General features: G+C 54.6%; 16 protein-coding genes. 6 read left to right on the top strand and 10 right to left on the bottom strand.

The window, feature by feature from the left end:
* Positions 1 to 141: 141 nt before the first annotated feature.
* From ccmO to OSC10802_RS0104575, 6 genes are all read right to left on the bottom strand, one after another.
* A complete protein-coding gene (ccmO, locus tag OSC10802_RS0104600) occupies positions 142 to 966 on the bottom strand; it encodes a beta-carboxysome assembly protein CcmO (RefSeq protein ID WP_017715612.1) in 825 nt (274 codons plus the stop codon).
* Between the two features lie 351 nt (positions 967 to 1,317).
* On the bottom strand, positions 1,318 to 1,938 hold the full coding sequence (ccmN, locus tag OSC10802_RS0104595; RefSeq protein ID WP_017715611.1) for a beta-carboxysome scaffolding protein CcmN: 621 nt from the start codon (positions 1,936 to 1,938) through the stop codon (positions 1,318 to 1,320).
* A gap of 177 nt (positions 1,939 to 2,115) precedes the next feature.
* Positions 2,116 to 3,753, bottom strand: coding sequence for a beta-carboxysome scaffolding protein CcmM (gene ccmM, locus OSC10802_RS0104590; protein ID WP_017715610.1), 1,638 nt, complete (start codon positions 3,751 to 3,753; stop codon positions 2,116 to 2,118).
* Positions 3,754 to 3,842: 89 nt separating this feature from the next.
* A complete protein-coding gene (gene ccmL / locus OSC10802_RS0104585) occupies positions 3,843 to 4,145 on the bottom strand; it encodes a beta-carboxysome shell vertex protein CcmL (protein WP_017715609.1) in 303 nt (100 codons plus the stop codon).
* A gap of 6 nt (positions 4,146 to 4,151) precedes the next feature.
* Complete coding sequence (locus OSC10802_RS0104580) at positions 4,152 to 4,493, bottom strand: carbon dioxide-concentrating mechanism protein CcmK (RefSeq protein ID WP_017715608.1); 342 nt, start codon at positions 4,491 to 4,493, stop codon at positions 4,152 to 4,154.
* Positions 4,494 to 4,699: 206 nt separating this feature from the next.
* Positions 4,700 to 5,011: a carbon dioxide-concentrating mechanism protein CcmK gene (locus OSC10802_RS0104575; protein WP_017715607.1), complete on the bottom strand. Its 312-nt coding sequence runs from the start codon at positions 5,009 to 5,011 to the stop codon at positions 4,700 to 4,702.
* Between the two features lie 839 nt (positions 5,012 to 5,850).
* Here OSC10802_RS0104575 and OSC10802_RS0104565 point away from each other — a divergent pair.
* The 3 genes from OSC10802_RS0104565 to OSC10802_RS0104555 all read left to right on the top strand — a co-directional run bounded on the left by OSC10802_RS0104565 (position 5,851) and on the right by OSC10802_RS0104555 (position 10,689).
* Positions 5,851 to 7,683, top strand: a complete 1,833-nt coding sequence (locus tag OSC10802_RS0104565; RefSeq protein ID WP_017715605.1) for an NAD(P)H-quinone oxidoreductase subunit F — start codon at positions 5,851 to 5,853, stop codon at positions 7,681 to 7,683.
* Between the two features lie 102 nt (positions 7,684 to 7,785).
* The gene (locus tag OSC10802_RS0104560) at positions 7,786 to 9,282 is read left to right on the top strand and encodes an NADH-quinone oxidoreductase subunit M (protein WP_017715604.1); all 1,497 of its coding nucleotides are present in this window, start codon (positions 7,786 to 7,788) and stop codon (positions 9,280 to 9,282) included.
* A 240-nt stretch (positions 9,283 to 9,522) separates the two neighbouring features.
* Positions 9,523 to 10,689 (top strand): CO2 hydration protein CupB, encoded by a 1,167-nt coding sequence (locus OSC10802_RS0104555; RefSeq protein ID WP_017715603.1) that lies wholly within the window; start codon positions 9,523 to 9,525, stop codon positions 10,687 to 10,689.
* A 91-nt stretch (positions 10,690 to 10,780) separates the two neighbouring features.
* Here the strand turns inward: OSC10802_RS0104555 and OSC10802_RS0104550 are convergent, their stop codons facing one another.
* The 3 genes from OSC10802_RS0104550 to OSC10802_RS0104540 are packed head-to-tail and all read right to left on the bottom strand — an operon-like array spanning position 10,781 to position 13,992.
* Positions 10,781 to 11,719 (bottom strand): hypothetical protein, encoded by a 939-nt coding sequence (locus tag OSC10802_RS0104550; protein WP_017715602.1) that lies wholly within the window; start codon positions 11,717 to 11,719, stop codon positions 10,781 to 10,783.
* A gap of 3 nt (positions 11,720 to 11,722) precedes the next feature.
* On the bottom strand, positions 11,723 to 12,832 hold the full coding sequence (locus tag OSC10802_RS0104545) for an AAA family ATPase (protein WP_017715601.1): 1,110 nt from the start codon (positions 12,830 to 12,832) through the stop codon (positions 11,723 to 11,725).
* Positions 12,829 to 13,992, bottom strand: coding sequence for a DUF262 domain-containing protein (locus OSC10802_RS0104540; protein ID WP_071593379.1), 1,164 nt, complete (start codon positions 13,990 to 13,992; stop codon positions 12,829 to 12,831). Before OSC10802_RS0104540 ends, OSC10802_RS0104545 begins: the two co-directional genes overlap by 4 nt.
* A 119-nt stretch (positions 13,993 to 14,111) precedes the next feature.
* On the opposite strand from OSC10802_RS0104540, the gene OSC10802_RS52575 reads away from it, so the two are divergent.
* Both OSC10802_RS52575 and OSC10802_RS0104535 read left to right on the top strand, forming a co-directional pair.
* Positions 14,112 to 14,405: a hypothetical protein gene (locus OSC10802_RS52575; protein WP_198525315.1), complete on the top strand. Its 294-nt coding sequence runs from the start codon at positions 14,112 to 14,114 to the stop codon at positions 14,403 to 14,405.
* Between the two features lie 481 nt (positions 14,406 to 14,886).
* Positions 14,887 to 15,246: a DUF732 domain-containing protein gene (locus tag OSC10802_RS0104535; protein WP_198525059.1), complete on the top strand. Its 360-nt coding sequence runs from the start codon at positions 14,887 to 14,889 to the stop codon at positions 15,244 to 15,246.
* A gap of 42 nt (positions 15,247 to 15,288) precedes the next feature.
* Here the strand turns inward: OSC10802_RS0104535 and OSC10802_RS48835 are convergent, their stop codons facing one another.
* Complete coding sequence (locus OSC10802_RS48835; RefSeq protein WP_155967377.1) at positions 15,289 to 15,444, bottom strand: hypothetical protein; 156 nt, start codon at positions 15,442 to 15,444, stop codon at positions 15,289 to 15,291.
* 445 nt (positions 15,445 to 15,889) lie between these two features.
* Between OSC10802_RS48835 and mrdA the strand changes: the two genes are divergently transcribed.
* On the top strand, positions 15,890 to 17,656 hold the full coding sequence (gene mrdA / locus OSC10802_RS38695; RefSeq protein ID WP_017715596.1) for a penicillin-binding protein 2: 1,767 nt from the start codon (positions 15,890 to 15,892) through the stop codon (positions 17,654 to 17,656).
* Positions 17,657 to 17,721 lie beyond the last annotated feature (65 nt).

The raw sequence follows: 17,721 nt of genomic DNA, 5'->3' as shown, positions 1-17,721 counted from the left end.
GGCGTTGCGCAGAGAGGTGATGGTGTGTTGGCGGAGTTACCCCTCCTGTTTCGCCCGCAACTCGGTTTCCTGTAGGGACCGCCGGCGAACTGTCCAATGCCTTCCTATCCCAGCTCTGCAGCAGCGCCTTTTTCTTCTCTCTCACTCCCCCCTGCGATTGGGCAACTGGGTCAAATCCGGCAGTTCCACCAATTCCTTTTCGGTTTCCCTGACTGCCGGCAGCTTCTGCAAATCCGGTAGTTTGACCAGTTCTGTTTCCAGTTGCTTCTCCCTAACGCTGACCGGCATCAGCAGGGGTTTCTGCTCCTCGATCCAGCAGCTGGCCACCGGCAGGGTTTTCTCCAAGTCATCCAGAGGTCTGGGAATCACCATCAGGGTGCTGAATTCCCCAATCCGCTCAGCTTCGTACATGCCGGCTTCCACCGCCACCGCCACATCCGCCACGCGCCCCCGGATAATAGCCGTGCACAGCCCGTCGCCAATCGTTTCATAGGACGCCAGGTGCACCTCAGCGGACTTGAGCATAGCGTCACACGCTCCCACCATTGCCGGAAAGCCCCTGGTTTCCAGCAACCCCACAGCTTGATTGCTCAACCGGCTGTAACTGTTTCCCTGTACCAAGTCCGTCAAGCGGCTGCCAATCGGGAACACGGCTTCCAGGTTGGGCATGGGTCGGGCGATCACCAACTTGGAGATTAATTGGCCAAACTGGGCGGCGGTGTCCGCCCCCGCTTCCACCGCCAGGCGGACATCTGCAATTCTGCCCCGCACAATCGCCGTGCAGTACCCGCTGCCAATTTTTTCGTACCCGACCAGGGTCACCTTTGCGGATTTCAGCATCATATCTGCAGTGCCCACGATAGCTGGAAAACTCCGGGTCGAGACTAACCCCAGGGCTGTTTCCCGCAGGGGGTCTAGTTGCCTCGATTCTTCCAGGGAGACTCGCCGTTGCCTTTGTAATTCCATCATGTTGTAGACTTCAATTAAACAAAAGAATAAATCTCACAACTTTTCTGCAACCTCTGTCTTTTGTAGAGGCAAGGTCAGGCCGCTGTCTCTACATTTGCTTCTCCGCTCCGCCTGCCGGCTGCCCGTGCTGGCCGCTCTCTCCTGCGCTTTGACTGTTTTTATTAAGTTTTTCCGCCTTGGCTTAACCACCGCCTGTCAAACCCGACGCTCGCGTGCTTGAGAGGGGGAGATTGGGAGAGTTGAGACTTTTGAACTTTTAAGTTTTCCTTTCCATTCATAATTCTTTCTCCCCAATTCTTTCTCTCCCCTCCCTTATTCCTCTATTTATGAAATTTAGATGTGTTACTTTCAGATGCCTCCAGCAGGAGGCCCCTGAAACGAGTTGCGGTTTAAGGACTGACCGTTAGGGAAAAGGGTCATCATCAGCCGGTTCAGGTGACGCTGGCTGTACGCTGGGGGTGGGGACACGGGGGATTGAGGCTCTGGCGGTGCTGGGGCGGGCTCTGCTGCCGGCGGGCCGGTTGCGGCGCTGTCCGGGCTGTTTTCTGCCACGTCCTCAACGGGAGGTGCTGAGCCGTTTCGGCCCACGTCCACCTGTTCTGGCGTCAGAGCGACTTGACGGCTGGTATCTCCGATAATCGATGCCGCCGGCACCACAGAGGTTGGCTGGATCGAGCTGTTGAATACCGTCGTTGCAGCGCCCACGCAAGCGTTGGCTCCAATCTTGCCGGTGCCCACGATCAGGACGCCCGCGCCGAGGTTGGCACCGGCCTCCACTTCTATACTTCCCTGGTGAGCGTGGAGAATTGCCCCCATGCCAATACAGACACCGGCAGCGATGACAATCCGACTGCCGGCATCTGCCTGCAGGATTGCGCCCGGCCCGATCGCCGCACACTCATCAATGACCACATCGCCACTTACGAAATAGCTAGCTGTGCTAATCGGTCGCAGTAGCGGCAAATGCATGGGAATGGGAACCTCTTTTTTGTTCTAAGTCAGCTGCCAGCTGCCAGCTGTCGGGAGAGCGCCGGCATGCGGCGCTAGACTTTGACAATATAGCGCAGTTGTGCTATTTGTCACTCCTGACCGCTGGCTGCTGGCCGCTGTGTGGAGACCGTACATGTACGGTCTCTACATTGGCCGTTAGCGACTGGCCAGAGCTTTGGGCCGCTGGATAATGGTTTCCAGCACCCGGCGCTTGGCTTTCGGGTCAATGCCAATCAGGCGCACATATTCACCGCTGTGTTCAGCGACGCAGCCGGCTAGAGCCGCCATTACTTCCGACTCATTCTTGGAGTCAATGGGAGTGCAACTCTTCCAAGAAGAAGTTTGGAAGCGGCGCTCGTCGGCGTGTTCGGTGCCGATCCTGTACCCTTGAGCCAGCAGCTGGCGCACTTGGTCCTGCACTGGGCCACTCAAGCCGTTGCTGGCAGAGGGGCTGCTAGAAGCGGGTGCCGCAGCAGGGGCTGCTGCCGGTGCGGAGCCCGACGCCTTGGGGGCCTTGTCCCCCGGACGCTGGATAATCGATTCCAGCACCCGGCGCTTGGCTTTCGGGTCAATGCCAATCAGGCGCACGTATTCGCCGCCGTGTTCTACCAGACAAGCTGACAGTTCAGCCACGACTGCAGACTGATCCTTGGACTGAATCGGAGCGCAACTCTTCCAAGAAGAAGTTTGGAAGCGGCGCTCGTCAGCGTGTTCGGTGCCGATCTTGTACCCTTGAGCCAGCAACTGGCGCACTTGTTCGACGGTTTCGGCGCTCAAGCTGCCGGAAGCTGCCGCAGCGGGTGCGCTGCTGGTGGCGGCGGGTGCCGGTGCCGACTTCGCCGGCGGATTAGTGCGGCCATTGGGGCGCTGGATAATGGTTTCCAGCACCCGGCGCTTGGCTTTCGAGTCAATGCCGATCAGGCGCACATATTCGCCGCTGAATGCTGCCACAAAAGCTTCCAGCTCAGCCACCACGCCGGCTTCCTGCTTGGCCTTAATCGCCCCGCAAGTTTTCCAAGAACTGGTTTGGAACCGGCGCTCGTCGGCGTGTTCCGCGCCCACCTTGTACCCTTGAGCCAGAAGCTGGCGCACCTGATCGACGGTTTCGCTGCTGAGCGTCGAAGAAGCCGCCGCACCGGCGCTGTGGCCATTGGAGCTGGTGCCTTTCCCGAGTTCGTCCCGCACCGGCGCGATGCAGGCCACGTCCTGAGCGCACTGGTAGCCGGCGCGGAGAGCCTCATTAATGCCCACGACGTGGCGGGAAAATTTCAGGTCTGATTCCTGAACGTCTGGCAGCCGGTCGGCTTGCTGCTGGTTGGTGATCACCGCTCCGGAAGGAATATATTTGCCGGCGGGGATCTCAACGTCTTGGATCAGGACGTGCATCATCACGATGCAGCCTTTGCCGACGCGGGCGTTAAACACTGTGGAGCGAAAGCCGATAAAGCAGTCATCCCCAACGTAGGCCGGCCCGTGAATCAAGGCCATGTGGGCGATGGAGCTGTTTTTGCCAATCCACACCGAGTAGCGATCTTGGTCATCTCCAATCACCCGACCGGCTTCCAGACCGTGAATCACCACCCCATCTTGGACATTGGTGCTGTCACCAATGTAGAAAGGAGTGCCCTCATCAGCCCGGATTGACGTACCTGGAGCGATCAGGACATTGGCCCCGATGCGCACATCCCCAATGATGTTAGAAAAAGAATGCACGTAGGCTGTCTCGTGAATTTTTGGCTCAGCCAAATTTCTCGACCACGGCGTTGGGGGTGCCGCTAGGCTGCGGACTGCCATATCTAAGTTTCTCCTTTCTTAATAAGCACTCGCTTGTGCCAGCCATCAGCCCGCCGTGTGTTGCCTGCGGTTGGCTGAGAGCTGACTGGTTAACGATATTGGTCTTTCTTGCTGTAAAGCAGGCGATTTTCCACGGTCACCGTGTCGATAATCGCCACCACCAAAGCGTCGAGGGGACGGTGTTCGCTGCCGGGAATCTGGCGGGCGGCGCTGCCACGGCTGACGAGAACCCACTCATCGACACCGGCACCGACCGTATCCCCGGCCACCTCGTACTCTGGAAGCTGGCGTCCTTCCTCATCTAGCAATTGCAGCAGCAGAAATTTGCAGCCTCTGAGACTGGGTTCCTTTTGGGTGCTGACGACCGTGCCCTTGACTTTGGCAATTTGCATCGGTTTTTACGGTCTGCGGAGCGAGCGAATGTCGCCTGTCGCTTCGCGGAACTGCTCGACGGCTTCGGTGTAACGAATCGGCAGGACGTACTCCAGGTTTTCGTGTGGGCGAGCGATGATGTGGGTGGACAGGACTTGCCCGCCGTTGACTCGCTTGACGTTATCGATGGCGGCGGCGACGGAAGCCTGCACTTCGGACACATCCCCCCGGATAATCACGGTGACGCGACCGCTGCCGATTTTTTCATAGCCCACGAGGGTGACGCGGGCGGCTTTCACCATCGCATCTGCAGCTTCCACGACAGCCGGAAAGCCCAAAGTTTCTACCATTCCTACGGCAATTGACATCTGCTGTGCTCCTAAAACATGTTTAGCTCAAACGATTTGTCCAAAAATCACGCTCGCCGCGCCGGCAGCCGCCCGGTCGGGGGGCCGTAGGGATGCCGGTGGCCCCCCACACCGGGCGCGCCGCCTGCGGCTGCTGGTGTTTTTGGACGCCCCCTGCGGGCAAGGGCAGTGAAGACCGAGGCCACGCTTGCTGGCGACCGGTGGCCCTAGTAGCTTCGGAACTGTTCAACTGCTTCGGTGTAACGAATCGGTAGAACGTACTCCAAGTTCTCGTGGGGGCGGGCAATGATGTGGGTGGACAGCACCTCACCGCCATTCACCCGCCTGGCGGATTCAATCCCCGCTGCGACAGAGGCTTGCACCTCCGACACATCCCCCCGGACAATGACGGTACAGCGACCGCTGCCGATTTTTTCGTACCCCACCAGGGTGACGCGGGCGGCTTTGACCATCGCATCTGCAGCTTCCACGACAGCCGGAAAGCCTTTCGTTTCAACCATTCCAACTGCGATTGACATCTTGGATCTCCTGTAGGATGAGCGTAATTCACTGGGCCTCGCCCAGCTTGACCCCGGAAACTTTTGACGGAAATGCCCTATTTTCCCCTACGGAGAAAAACGCTTAGCATTCCCAAATTCAAGAATAGGGAAGAGTGGCTTCCTTGACAATATAAATCCTTATCATAAAACTTGATTGCAAAAATTAACAAAATTTAACAGTCGGGCCCAGCGCCGGGTGCCAGGAGCACAGCGGGCTGGTTTCTGGCGGGGCGGCGGCTGTTTTATAATTTCTTTATTACTTTTACTAAAACTAGACTTTTAATACCGGCAAGATTGCCGGTTCGGACCGGAGGGAATCGGACATGGGGCATGGCCCCGGGCGGCGGGCCAGAGGGCACCGATCGCCGATGTCCAAGCTATGCCGGTGGCTCACCTCTCGAAATTTATTACTTCCGGAAGAAAGCATATAGACAAAACCTGTCTGAAGACGGATTTTGTAAAAGCCATTCTTTCGGATATTACTAAATTTAGGGAGTGACCTCGAATCCGGCCCCCTCAGGTGGGCCTCCGGGGGGCCTCCGGGGGCTGCCGGCAGCCCAAATGTGGGGGCGGCTGGGCAGATACCTAAGTAAAAACACTCAACGCGCTTGAGACATATAAGTAAAAGTTAGAGGAGCAATAGAGTTTATTTTTAGCTGACAAGTTTTACTTTATGGCAAGCCATAGGTTAAACTGAACAGAACAAAAGTTAAAAAATATTCATCTAACGTTGACACAGCAGCGCCGGAACCCTGAAATACCTTCAGGGACAGATTGATCATTTTGTATAGTTCGCAATCGCAAGGGGTTGGGCTTTGATGAATCAGTTTCTCCTCCAAACCAGTTGGTGGATACCTTTCTATGGCTTAATCGGTGCCATCTTGACCCTGCCGTGGTCAGTGGGGGCGATCCGCAGGACAGGACCGAGACCGGCGGCGTACTTCAACCTGCTGATGACCGTCGTAGCCTTCGCCCACGGCGGGCTGGTGTTCCGGCAGACCTGGAACCAAGAGGCGCAAGAATTAATAATCCACTGGCTTCGCGTAGCAGATTTAGACTTATCCCTAGCGCTGGACATCTCCTCGGTGAGTGTGGGAGCAATGGAACTGGTGACCGGCTTAAGTCTGCTGGCGCAACTCTTCGCCCTGGGATATATGGAGAAAGACTGGGCCCTAGCCCGCTTCTTTGCCCTGATGGGATTTTTTGAGGGGGCGATGAGCGGGCTGGCGGTGAGCAACTCCTTATTTCTCAGCTACGCCCTTCTGGAGATGCTCACCCTTTCCACCTATTTGCTGGTGGGGTTCTGGTACGCCCAGCCCCTGGTGGTGACCGCAGCGCGAGACGCTTTCTTAACCAAGCGGGTGGGAGACGTACTGCTGCTGATGGGCGTTGTGGCGCTAGCCTGCATTGCCGGCAGCTTGAATTTTAACGACCTCTATGACTGGGCGGAAACAGCCTCTCTCTCTCCCGCAGCAGCGACGCTGCTGGGGTTGGCCCTGATTGCCGGCCCCACCGGCAAGTGCGCCCAGTTCCCGCTGCACATCTGGCTGGATGAAGCAATGGAAGGCCCAAACCCTGCCTCGATTTTGCGAAACTCGGTGGTGGTGGGTTGCGGCGCTTACATCCTGATTAAACTCCAGCCGGTTTTGGTGCTCTCGCCGGTGGCGCAAACCGCCCTGATCGCCATCGGAACAGTCACGGCAATTGGCGCTTCCTTAGTCGCCATCGCCCAAATCGACATCAAGCGAGCGCTGTCCCACTCCACAAGCGCTTACTTGGGACTGGTATTTATCGCCGTGGGCATGCAGTGGACGAATTTCGCCCTGCTTGTGCTGTTCACCCACGCATGGGCCAAAGCGCTGCTGTTTATGAGCGCCGGAGGGGTAATCGCCACAACCAACAACCAAAACCTTGCCGAAATGGGCGGGCTTTGGTCGCGCATGCCGGCAACCACCACGGCGTTTGCGGTCGGTTCAGCTGGGTTGGTGGGACTGCTGCCCCTGGGAGGCTTTTGGGCCTTCCGGGAAGGGATTGACGTGTTTTGGTTCAGCCATCCCTGGGTGGTGGCGGTGCTGCTGGCGGTCAACTTCTTGAGCGCTTTGAATCTCACCCGCCTCTTCCGCCTGGTGTTTTTGGGCAAGCCCGGGCCGAAAACGCGCCGCGCCCCAGAGGTTCCCTGGCCAATGGCGGTGCCGATGGTGTCGCTGATCCTGGTCACCCTGTTCCTGCCGGCGATCATGCTGCGCTTGTCCCTGCTGCCAGACTGGAGTTACCTAAATCTGGCGGCGGTGGTGCTGCTAATTTTATCTGGGCTCACCGGCACTGTCGCAGGGGGAGCGATTTCTCTGGAGAGAACTTGGTCGAGGCCGGTGCAGCCCCGCTTGCGATTCCTGCAAGACTTGCTGGCGTATGACTTCTATATTGACCGGCTTTACCGCGTGACTGTGGTGTTTGCCGTGGATCGGTTTTCCAGGATAACCGCCTGGTTTGACCGCTATGTGGTCGATGGCGCAGTTAACCTAGTAGGGCTGAGCGCTATTTTCGGCGGCGAAGGCTTGAAGTATAACGTTACCGGTCAGTCGCAGTTCTACGTGCTGACGATAGTCGTCGGCGTCGGTCTTTTAGTGATTCTGATGAGCTGGCCATTTTAGGGAGGTGCGCCCAGAGGAGGGACAGGCGGGACGCCTGTCCTACGTCAGGTTATAGATTACAAATTTCAAATTAGCGATTGGCAAAAGGAGACATAACTATTGATGCTTAGTGCCTTGATTTGGGTGCCTGTACTGGGTGCTGCTCTCATCGGGTTTTGGCCAGGAACGGTGACACCGGCTCGCACCCGTCAAGTCGCCTTGGCGATTGCCGGCGGCATTTTCATCTGGTCAGTCATCCTGGCCAGTCAGTTTGACCCTGCTGCGGCGGGAGTGCAGTTTTCTGAGTCAGTATCCTGGATTGAAGCTTTGGGTTTGACCTACCAGCTGGGAGTGGACGGCTTGTCTTTGCCGCTGGTGATTTTAAATGGCCTGCTGACCTGGATTGCTATTTACAGCACGGATGAGTCCGTCCTGCGGCCACGGTTTTACTACAGTTTGCTTTTCCTGCTGAGTGCCGGTGTTGCCGGTGCCTTCCTGGCTCAGGACTTGCTGCTGTTCTTCCTGTTTTACGAACTGGAAATCATTCCTCTATATTTCTTAATAGCGATTTGGGGGGGGCAGCGGCGCGGCTACGCGGCAACCAAGTTTCTCCTTTACACCGCCGTGTCTGGGATTCTGGTGCTGGCGTCATTTTTGGGGCTGGTTTGGAACACCGGCGCAAATAGCTTTGCTTACCAGCCGCAGCTGGCCCAAGCTTTGCCTCTGGAGACGCAACTGCTGCTGCTGGGGGGAATCCTGGTGGCGTTTGGGATCAAAATTCCCCTGGTTCCTTTCCACACCTGGCTCCCTGACGCTCACGTTGAGGCTTCGACGCCGATTTCTGTGCTGCTGGCTGGCGTGCTCCTGAAACTGGGGACTTATGGGCTGTTCAAGTTTGGCTTGGGCTTGTTTCCCGATGCCTGGGCGACTTTGGCCCCGTGGCTAGCGGGCTGGGCAGTAGTGAGCGTGCTCTACGGCGCACTGGCGGCGATTGCCCAAACAGATATGAAAAAAATGGTCGCCTTCTCGTCCGTGGGCCACATGGGTTACATCCTGCTGGCGGGCGCGGCGGCGACGCCGGTGAGCCTGGTGGGGGCTGTCTTCCAGATGATCAGCCACGGTTTGATTTCGGCGATGCTGTTCTTGCTGGTGGGTGTGGTTTACAAGAAGGCGGGAAGTCGCGATTTACAAGTCCTCACGGGGCTGCTCAACCCGGAACGCGGGTTGCCTGTGGTTGGCAGCCTGATGATTTTGGGGGTGATGGCGAGTGCCGGCATTCCGGGCATGGCGGGGTTTATTGCTGAATTTCTGGTGTTTCGCGGCAGTTTCCCAGTTTTTCCGGCGCAAACGCTGCTGTGCATGGTGGGAACCGGCTTGACGGCTGTTTACTTCTTGCTGCTGGTTAACCGCGCTTTTTTTGGCCGGCTGTCGGAACGAGTGGTGAATTTGCCGCAGGTGCGCTGGCGCGATCGCATGCCGGCGATGATTCTGGCAGTGGTTATCGTTGTGCTGGGAGTTCAGCCGAGCTGGATGGTGCGCTGGAGCGAGAGCACCGCGACAGCCATGCTGGATGCGCCGCCGGCTGTCGCGCAGGTCTTCCCAGAAAGCGCCGCCAAGTGATTTTTATCTCCTAAAAAAGTGTCTCATACCTATGAGACAGGAAAGGATACCTCGTTCCCAGGCAGAGCCTGGGAACGGGTTCTGGAGGCTCTGCCTCCTTCTGAAGTGACAGGCAGATTAAAAGCTTAACAGCTTATATCACACATGTGCTGAAAGAGAGCAGGCTCTTGCCTCTTATACATGTGTTCCGGGGCTCCGCCCCGCAATGAGAAACATCGAAAAAATTGAGGGGAATTGGCTATGACAATTGCAACTTTAAAACCTTCTACTCATCCTCTGGCCAAGTATATTGAGCGCCTGGAAGCAGGTGTTGCGCTGCTGCCGGATTCGCCGGAAAACCTATTGGAAGTTGTCGGTATTTTAAAAAGCTATGGCATCGTTTTGGATGCCTACTCCCGCAACCTCACCTATATTGCTGACCATCAGTTTTTAGTTTTGTTCCCGTTCTTCAAATATTTTAACGGGGAGATTACTCTGGAGAAGCTGCTGCGCCACTGGTGGCATGACCGGATTAATTTTGAGTATGCTGAGTATTGCATGAGATCCATGCTCTGGCACGGCGGCGGGGGGCTGGATGAGTTTTTGGATTCCCCACAATTCTACCAGCTGGCTGAAAAGGCTATCCGGGCTAAATTGAAGGGCAATGTGCTGATGGGAGGACTGCACCGGCTGTTTCCGGAGTTTTTGCCGGAACAAATCCGCATGCTGGCGTATTACAGCGGTCTGGGTCAGTTCTGGGAGGTAATGCGAGATATTTTCCTGACGCTATCTGACCGCTATGACAGCGGGGAAATCAAATCGATTCCGCAGGTGGTGGAGCATATTAAGGCGGGTTTGGTGGCGGCGGCAAATAACCCGATTACCTACAGTGTGCAGATCGGGGGCGAGGTGTATGATATCCTTCCGAAAGAAGCCGGTTTGACGTTCCTTGCGGATACGGCGGTGCCTTATGTGGAGGCGGTTTTCTTCCGGGGGACGCCTTTTCCGGGGACGGTTTCTTTCAATGCGCAAGCGCAGCAAATTCCTGTGGGTCAGGAGGATTTTGCTTATGGGGCTTTGTATGCCGATCCGCTTCCGATTGGGGGTGCCGGTATTCCGCCGACGCAGCTGATGCAGGATATGCGGCATTTTATCCCGGAGTATTTGCATGAGGTTTATCGCAAGAGTTGTCGGGGTGAGGATGACTTGCGGGTGCAGATTTGCCAGACTTTTCAGAAGTCGATGTTTTGCGTGACGACGGCGGCGATTCAGGGGTTAGCGCCGTATCCGCTGGATACAGCTGATGCGAAAGAACGGCAGGCGAATCGGGCGTATTTGGAGGGTTGGATGGACAGGTTTGTCACGTCTCGCTTGCGTGAGGTGAATCAGCCGACTGAGCGGTACGGCCAGCTGTTTCCGGAGCGCTAGAGCGGGAGGCCAAAAGATGGCGCAGGCACAGGCGTCTCGCCTGTGCCCCTAACAGGGGGGACGCCTGTCCTGCGGTAAGATAAGGTTGCGATTATTGCAGTTTAGGGCCAATGTAACCGATGATTATTTTTCTGGAGCCTAATTCGGCAGAAAAATGAAGCCGCCAAGCTGCCGGTGTCATGCGGACGTGCAAACTGAAGAGGCGTTGCTTGCCATCAGGACACTTAAAGGTTAGTTTCTGTTTCAACTGCTTCAGTCTTGTCTCACTCTCCGGAGATGCTTTACTGGGAAGACTGTCTAGATCGAACGCTCCGACTGTCCAACTGTTACAGCACTCCTCAAGCTCAGACAGCCGTTTCACAACCTGTCGCAGCATGGGGTTGCCGGTCTTTAGGCTTTGCAATTGCTCGCCAATAGAATCGCAGAATATTAGCTTGGGAAATAACTCTTCTTTACGATTCCAGAGTTCCACTCCGTCGCCCACTGCTATTCGGATACGTTCCTTAATCCAATCAGCGTGTTCTCCCACATGGTTGCTGCGACTTGCGTGAACAATTTCGACTCGCTTATCGATTAATTCTTCACTGCCGTCAAGTCGTGTGACTTCCAACTCTAACCGGCTGCAATCCCATCGCGCTTCCGAGTTCAAGCTAACCGCGAGTGCCTCACTCACCAAAGCAAAACAAAATCCTATTGCTTGCTCTTTTTGGTGCCAAACTTGCGACAAATCAAAGTCGGTTTTAATTTCTTCAGCAACTTCAGTCCAAAAGGGAGCTTTTGCTGTTAGAGTTCTGAAGAAACTGCGCTCCTCTCGATTTACCTCCTCATCATTGCGCCAGCGAGCCACCGGATATCCGGGAGCGAGTTCGATGGTGTTAACATCTCTGTGAGTGCGAAGTATCTTTTTTACACCTCTTTTAGTTGCTTGGCGTACAGTGCTAATTAAGTCTGACATCCGCTGTCGCGCTGTTGGGATATCAGCAGCGGGAGTTTGCAGGGAGAGTTCATTCAATACCATCTCCAGATCCATCTCTTATTCTCCCGCCGGTTCTAATAAAGCCTCTAAACTCTTGTCCCACTCATCGAAAAAGCCATCTGGCCATCGGTCAATTCGTCCGTTTCGATCAATTCGGGGCGACACGACCTCACTCACAGCTTGTCCTTGTTTTTCCTGGCGCTGGAAGAAGTGCAGCTGCACATCTTTGGGGTCAAGTTTGCCGCCATGAACCGCAAGGCGAATCCCATTTAAAACATGGTCGCTATGCGTTTCTATCACAACCTGAACGCCGCAGATCGCTGCCAGTGCCAATAACTGACCCATTTGAGATTGTCCTTTGGGATGGAGATGGGCTTCTGGGTTTTCTATTAAGACCAATGTGCCTGGCGGGGATGCAAGCACCGCCACCACAATGGGTAAGGTGTAGCTAATTCCAAACCCAACATTGGTGGCGCGGTAATTGTTACTTAGTCCGTAGGAGTATTGCAAACTCACCAGATCCAAATCCGGATTGGAGTTGATTGTGAGGCGTGTTCCCGGGCTGACTTCTCCCATCCATGCCTCGACTTGCTCTCTCAGATTCAGTGAGGTTGCCTGCGGATGGCTCAGGGTGCTGCTGGGAATATGTTCATCCCTATAAATTGCCAGGAAGTGTGCCGTGTATTCGCCTCGGGTGCCGAGTTGCCGGTGCTGTCGCACTTGGAAATCCGATATTTCTAAATATGTGCGCGGGCCAATACGTTCTGCCTGCAAGTAGTGGAAGTTATCTGTGAAAAGACTAGATTTATAGACTTCACGAGCAGCTGGGGGTGAGGCAAGCGCTAGCACGTCCGTCTCTCGCTTGTAGTTGAAACGCCAGCTTCCGTTATTGCCATTTTCCCAGACAATATCAAAACCGATTGAGTCCTCTTTTGCCCCCTCGAAAAGAGCATCTTGAGCCGTACCGATACAAACTAAGTCACCATTGAGCGCCAAGCCGGTGTTTTTCAATAAACCCTGCTGGTAAGATTGACGCAACAGCAGCAGTGCTTGAAGCACTGAGGATTTGCCGGTGCTGTTCAGCCCAGAAAGCACAGTGAGCGGTCTGAACTGAAGGGACTGATCTTCAAAAGGTTTGAAGTTTTGCAAGCGCAGTGATTGAATCATGATAATACCTGCTTGATGAGTTGCTCGATGGCACTAAATCGCCGCTGGACATTTTTAATCTGTCCGGTACTCTCCGAAACCGCTTTATTGAAATCGCTATTATTCATGAGTTGCATGAATTTCTGATTCACCTCGCCCTTTCTCTCTTTTAGTAGCTGAAGCTGTCCGTCACTCAGTTGATTGAGAGAAACCGACCAAACCTCGAATAATGCTTTATTAATCGGATACATTCTTGTATTCTCTTGATAGCGCTTGCGAAAAGCATATTTCCCAAAAATTTCAACTGCTGCTATCATCGCCCGCCTGAATCCCCGGTCAAGTTCCTGCAATTGCCGGTCAGACATTTTATTTAGAGCGGCCATTGTCTCATTAAAAAACTCATCAAAATCCTGGATTTTGTATTCTGTGTAGGGAGTAATTGCAAAGGACAAAAAACGAAGCCCAAACTCACGATCTTCCATTCGGTAATCTCGACGCAGGCTGTTACCTGTTGCTTTCTTGAACTCGTCAGAGTCAGCGAGTCTCGCAACAAGTTCAGTTGCCTTTCCCTGATAGAGTGCGTGGCGTATCTCTTGCGGTGAGAGGGGCAAACCCCCAGTATTGATGCGCTTGAATATATTAAATTTTACTTGATGTGGTGTCCCTTTCACAATGAGATATACGGTGACGACGGTTTCCTGGATTCGGCGCTGGAAATTACGTGGGAGTTCATTGTAAGTTTTGTCCTCAAGATCCTTGAGAAACTCCATATCGCATAGCTTGAGATCCTTATCTAGCACAAATCGCTTCATTGTTGTAAGGCGTTGCTGCCCATCCACAACCAGCCATCTCTCGTCATTGGTTGCATCCATGTAGAAGGCTGGAAGCGGGATGCGAATCAGAAGAGATTCTATCAGTCGGCTTTGTTCTTTCGGCTTCCAAAGGCCACTTTTTCGCTGAAAAGTAGGCGTTAAGTCCAGTTCACCCTCTCTAATTCTTGTGAGTAGCAAATCGATTGTCATCGGCCTAGTGTCGATCCGAATTAGGGCGGGATTGAACGGTTCGGTGATGCTTTCTTCTTTATCAGTGTCCTCTGCCTCGATTTCCTCCTCGATGCCGGTGCCGTCGGCGAAGATGTCTTCGTCAGGGATTTCCACGTTTGTTGTTTTATTATCGGTCACAGCCTGCGCTCCTTTTCGCCAACACTCATTCATTCTCCCCCGGTCAAGCTTGATGATACTGCATCCGCAACCGGCAGCTTTGTTCCCTGTCGATATTATATCACATTCTGTCGCTAATTTTGCCAGATTGCTTAGAAAATTGGGAAGCGCTAGTCCGGGTAGGCCGGCTATACCACCGGCAGCTTTCTTACCTGTGGATATTGTATCGAACTCTGTTGCAAATTCCGCCAAAGGGCTTGCAAAAGCAGCAAAGCGCTCTCGCTGCGCTTAAGCGCAACCACCGGCAGGTGGGCCCAACCACCGGCATCTCGAAGCCCTTGCCCTGGGGTCAACCGGCAATATCCTCACCGGCACCTGAAACAAAAACAGTGGAGATCCCCTCTAGTACAGGGGTGCTGCATTCCAGGACCTGAAGGCCCAGAATTGGGCTGCCGGTGCGGGAGTGGGAGGGCTTTAGCCCAACTACAAACCTTTGGGCTACGCTGAACTTACAAACTTTTGGGCTACGCTGAACTTACAAACTTTTGGGCTACGCTGAACTTACAAACTTTTGGGCTACGCTGAACTTACAAACCTTTGGGCTACGCTGAACTTACAAACCTTTGGGCTACGCTGAACTTACAAACCTTTGGGCTACGCTGAACTTACAAACCTTTGGGCTACGCTGAACTTACAAACCTTTGGGCTACGCTGAACTTACAAACCTTTGGGCTACGCTGAACTTACAAACCTTTGGGCTACGCTGAACTTACAAACAGCCAACCGGCAGTGCTAGGGCTGAAAGCGGAGAAACCCGGTTTCTTAAAGAAACCGGCTTTCTGGCCACGCTATAACGCCCAATCCCCCCTAGAAAACGGAGAAGTTAGAATCTATATATATATGAGGGTAAATCCTGTGTTCAAACAATCGCTTATCAGCCTGACTGCCGCAATAATACTGCTGACCGCTATCCCGGCGAAAGCCCAGCAATTTGAAGAACTCTTACCGGCACTGCTGACGCCGGCAGAAGCGGAAGTCTACAGTCAAGTAGGTAACGCTCAAGCCACGAAACTCGCGAGCGATACCTGCAAGTCTCTTGATTCTGGCGTTTCCATTAGAGATTATGCCACTCAAGTCGCCCAGTCCATCTCATCTCAAGGAGTGCCGCAAGAGCAATTAGAAGCCAGAGCCTTGTTTTCGGGAAAAGTGATAGCAGCAGCTGTGGTTACTCTGTGCCCGCAACACATGCAACAGTTGCAAGAGTTGCAACCCTAAGCTATAGCGTTTCTCCTACTGCGAAGGTAGAAACCCGGTTTCTCAAAGAAACCGGGTTTCTCGCCAGTTCTCGCCACCGGCGCTGCGGGCAAATCCTGTCAGGGTGCCGGCGCGGGAGATCGAATCCGAGAGCCGGCACGCTAAAATCAACCCTGCTGCCGGCGCACCAATTGAATTGCCGGTGCCCAATGGCTGCAAACTGGGCCGACTCCCTCAAGTGCGGCTGGGCTCCCCCTGAGGCGAGCCTTTGAATAGAGGGTTTTTTGGGGTGAGGGGCGAGAGACTTCAGGGGCGCAGGGGAGAGGGGCAATATGGAGAGAGGGAGCGAAGGACCAAGGGAAAACTTTTCTTCATTCTTCCTGAGAGAGGATTTTACAAACTGTCCCCACTTTAGCCGGCAGCCACAAATCCCCACTTTCCGCCAAAAGCAGGTGAGATAAATTCTGCATCTTACCGCAAAATGCAGCCCATTGCCTAAATTTTTCTGGGCCAAGCCCCAGAACTGAAAAAAACTGCCAGAGTGTGTTTCCGCTGAGCTCTATCGGGTATATCCTGTTGAGAGCAACATTTGTCATTGCTGATCCACCGTTCTATGACTGTGATTCACTCTCCCTCAACAGGTCGTCAATTCTCCAGCCGCACAGTGGGAAAACCTTCCCAGTCGCTGATTGTGGGGGGGATCACCCTCCTGATGCTGTGTGCGCTGGGCGCTCGACTTGCCTACCTGCAGCTGTTTGAGGGAACGCGCAACCGGCACCTGGCAGACGAAAACCGGGTTCGCGTCATCCCCTACCAACCGGCACGGGGCAATATTTTTGACCGCAAGGGCAGAATTTTGGCCACCAGCCGCCTGTCCCACTCTATATTTCTCTCCCCCTGGGCGCAGAAAAAGACAGAGTGGCCAGCTACCCTGAAGCGCCTCTCGCAAATCCTGGAGATCCCGGAATCAGAACTGTACAAGCGCCTGGAAATAGGCTATCGCTCGGCGCAGCCGGTGCGGGTTGCCCGCAATATCAGCCTTTCCCTAGTCACAGCCCTGCAAGAAAACAGCCACGATCTCAAGGGGGTGAAAGTGAATGTGGAAGGGGTGCGGGTGTACCCCAACGGCGGTGTGGCAGCGCACGTGCTCGGCTACACCGGCGAAGCGGATTTTGAAGATTTAGAGCGGCTCAAACAGCAAGGATACCGCATGGGCGATATCATCGGCAAGATGGGGGTTGAGCAAGCCTTCGATAAGGAATTGCACGGTGAATGGGGAGGGCAGCGAGTTGAAGTTGACAGCAGCGGTCAGATCCTGCGAGTGCTGGGTGAAAAGCAGGCTAAGGGGGGTCGGGACATACACTTAACTCTGGATTTAGACTTGCAAAACGCAGCAGAAGCCGCCCTCGGCTACAATAAAGGTGCGATTGTGGCGATGAACCCGAACACCGGCGAAGTCCTAGCAATGGTGAGCCGCCCCGGTTTCGACCCGAATATCTTCTCGACGCGGATTTCTGAGGAAACTTGGCAAGAACTGCAAAGTGAGGATCACCCTTTTGTCAACCGCGCTATCCAAGGCTTTCCGCCGGCGAGTACGTTTAAGATTGTCACCACCACTGCCGGTTTGGAATCCGGGGTGTTTTCTCCGGACACGGTTTTGGGAACTTACCCTTCCCTCACCTTCGGCGGGATTGAGTTTGGGGAGTGGAACCGCGCCGGTTTTGGCTCCCTGGGATTTGTGGGGGCGCTCACTTGGAGTAGCGACACCTTTTTCTATCAAATCGGCGACGGGATTGGCGGGAAAACTCTGATCGATTGGACGCGAAAATATGGATTTGGCGCAAAAACCGGCATTGAACTGTCGGAAGAAGAATCCCCGGGATTAGTCGCCGATGACGCTTGGAAGCAGAAGGAATTGAAAGAAGGCTGGTATCAAGGCGATACCATAAATATGTCAATCGGTCAGGGGTATTTGCTGGCAACTCCGCTGCAAGTTGCGGTGATGTTTGCTGTGCCGGCGAATGGCGGCTACCGGGTGCAGCCTCACCTGCTCAAAGACAATAAGCCGGTGCAGCAGTGGCGGCAATCGCTGAATTTGAAACCGGTAACGGTGGATATCCTGCGAGACGGATTGCGGGGTGTGGTGGCGGGAGGCACCGGCAAGGCGCTGAATTCTTCGAGCATCCCGCCGGCGTCAGGAAAATCGGGCACGGCGGAAGATCCGCCTCGCGAGTCTCACACTTGGTTTGGGGCGTATGCGCCGGCTGACAAACCGGAGATTGTGGTGGTGGCTTTTGGGGAGAATTCTGGCGGAGGCGGCGGTTCTTTTGCAGCGCCGATGGTGCTGCGAGTGCTGGAGGCGTATTTCCAGCAAAACGAGCCGGTTGAGCCGGTGCAGCTTCCGCCGGCGGGTGTGGATGAGGGGAATTAAATTCACCGGCGTTGCACAGCCGGTTGGATGAACCCCAAGTGGGGTTCATCCCACGAATACCCAGC

The sequence above is a fragment of the Kamptonema formosum PCC 10802 genome, from assembly GCF_000332335.1.
In the GTDB taxonomy this organism is placed as follows: domain Bacteria; phylum Cyanobacteriota; class Cyanobacteriia; order Cyanobacteriales; family Oscillatoriaceae; genus Oscillatoria.
Note: the sequence above shows the minus strand (reverse complement) of the source record. Positions and strands in the feature narration are given on the sequence as shown.

Excerpts from the sequence above, each read along its gene's own strand:
- OSC10802_RS0104560 (WP_017715604.1), top strand. The coding sequence starts at position 7,786 with ATGCTTAGTGCCTTGATTTGGGTGCCTGTACTGGGTGCTGCTCTCATC.
- OSC10802_RS0104575 (WP_017715607.1), bottom strand. The coding sequence starts at position 5,011 with ATGTCAATCGCAGTTGGAATGGTTGAAACGAAAGGCTTTCCGGCTGTC.
- OSC10802_RS0104550 (WP_017715602.1), bottom strand. The coding sequence starts at position 11,719 with ATGGATCTGGAGATGGTATTGAATGAACTCTCCCTGCAAACTCCCGCT.
- OSC10802_RS0104555 (WP_017715603.1), top strand. The coding sequence starts at position 9,523 with ATGACAATTGCAACTTTAAAACCTTCTACTCATCCTCTGGCCAAGTAT.
- OSC10802_RS0104580 (WP_017715608.1), bottom strand. The coding sequence starts at position 4,493 with ATGTCAATTGCCGTAGGAATGGTAGAAACTTTGGGCTTTCCGGCTGTC.
- ccmL (WP_017715609.1), bottom strand. The coding sequence starts at position 4,145 with ATGCAAATTGCCAAAGTCAAGGGCACGGTCGTCAGCACCCAAAAGGAA.
- OSC10802_RS0104565 (WP_017715605.1), top strand. The coding sequence starts at position 5,851 with ATGAATCAGTTTCTCCTCCAAACCAGTTGGTGGATACCTTTCTATGGC.
- ccmN (WP_017715611.1), bottom strand. The coding sequence starts at position 1,938 with ATGCATTTGCCGCTACTGCGACCGATTAGCACAGCTAGCTATTTCGTA.
- ccmM (WP_017715610.1), bottom strand. The coding sequence starts at position 3,753 with ATGGCAGTCCGCAGCCTAGCGGCACCCCCAACGCCGTGGTCGAGAAAT.
- OSC10802_RS0104545 (WP_017715601.1), bottom strand. The coding sequence starts at position 12,832 with ATGATTCAATCACTGCGCTTGCAAAACTTCAAACCTTTTGAAGATCAG.
- ccmO (WP_017715612.1), bottom strand. The coding sequence starts at position 966 with ATGGAATTACAAAGGCAACGGCGAGTCTCCCTGGAAGAATCGAGGCAA.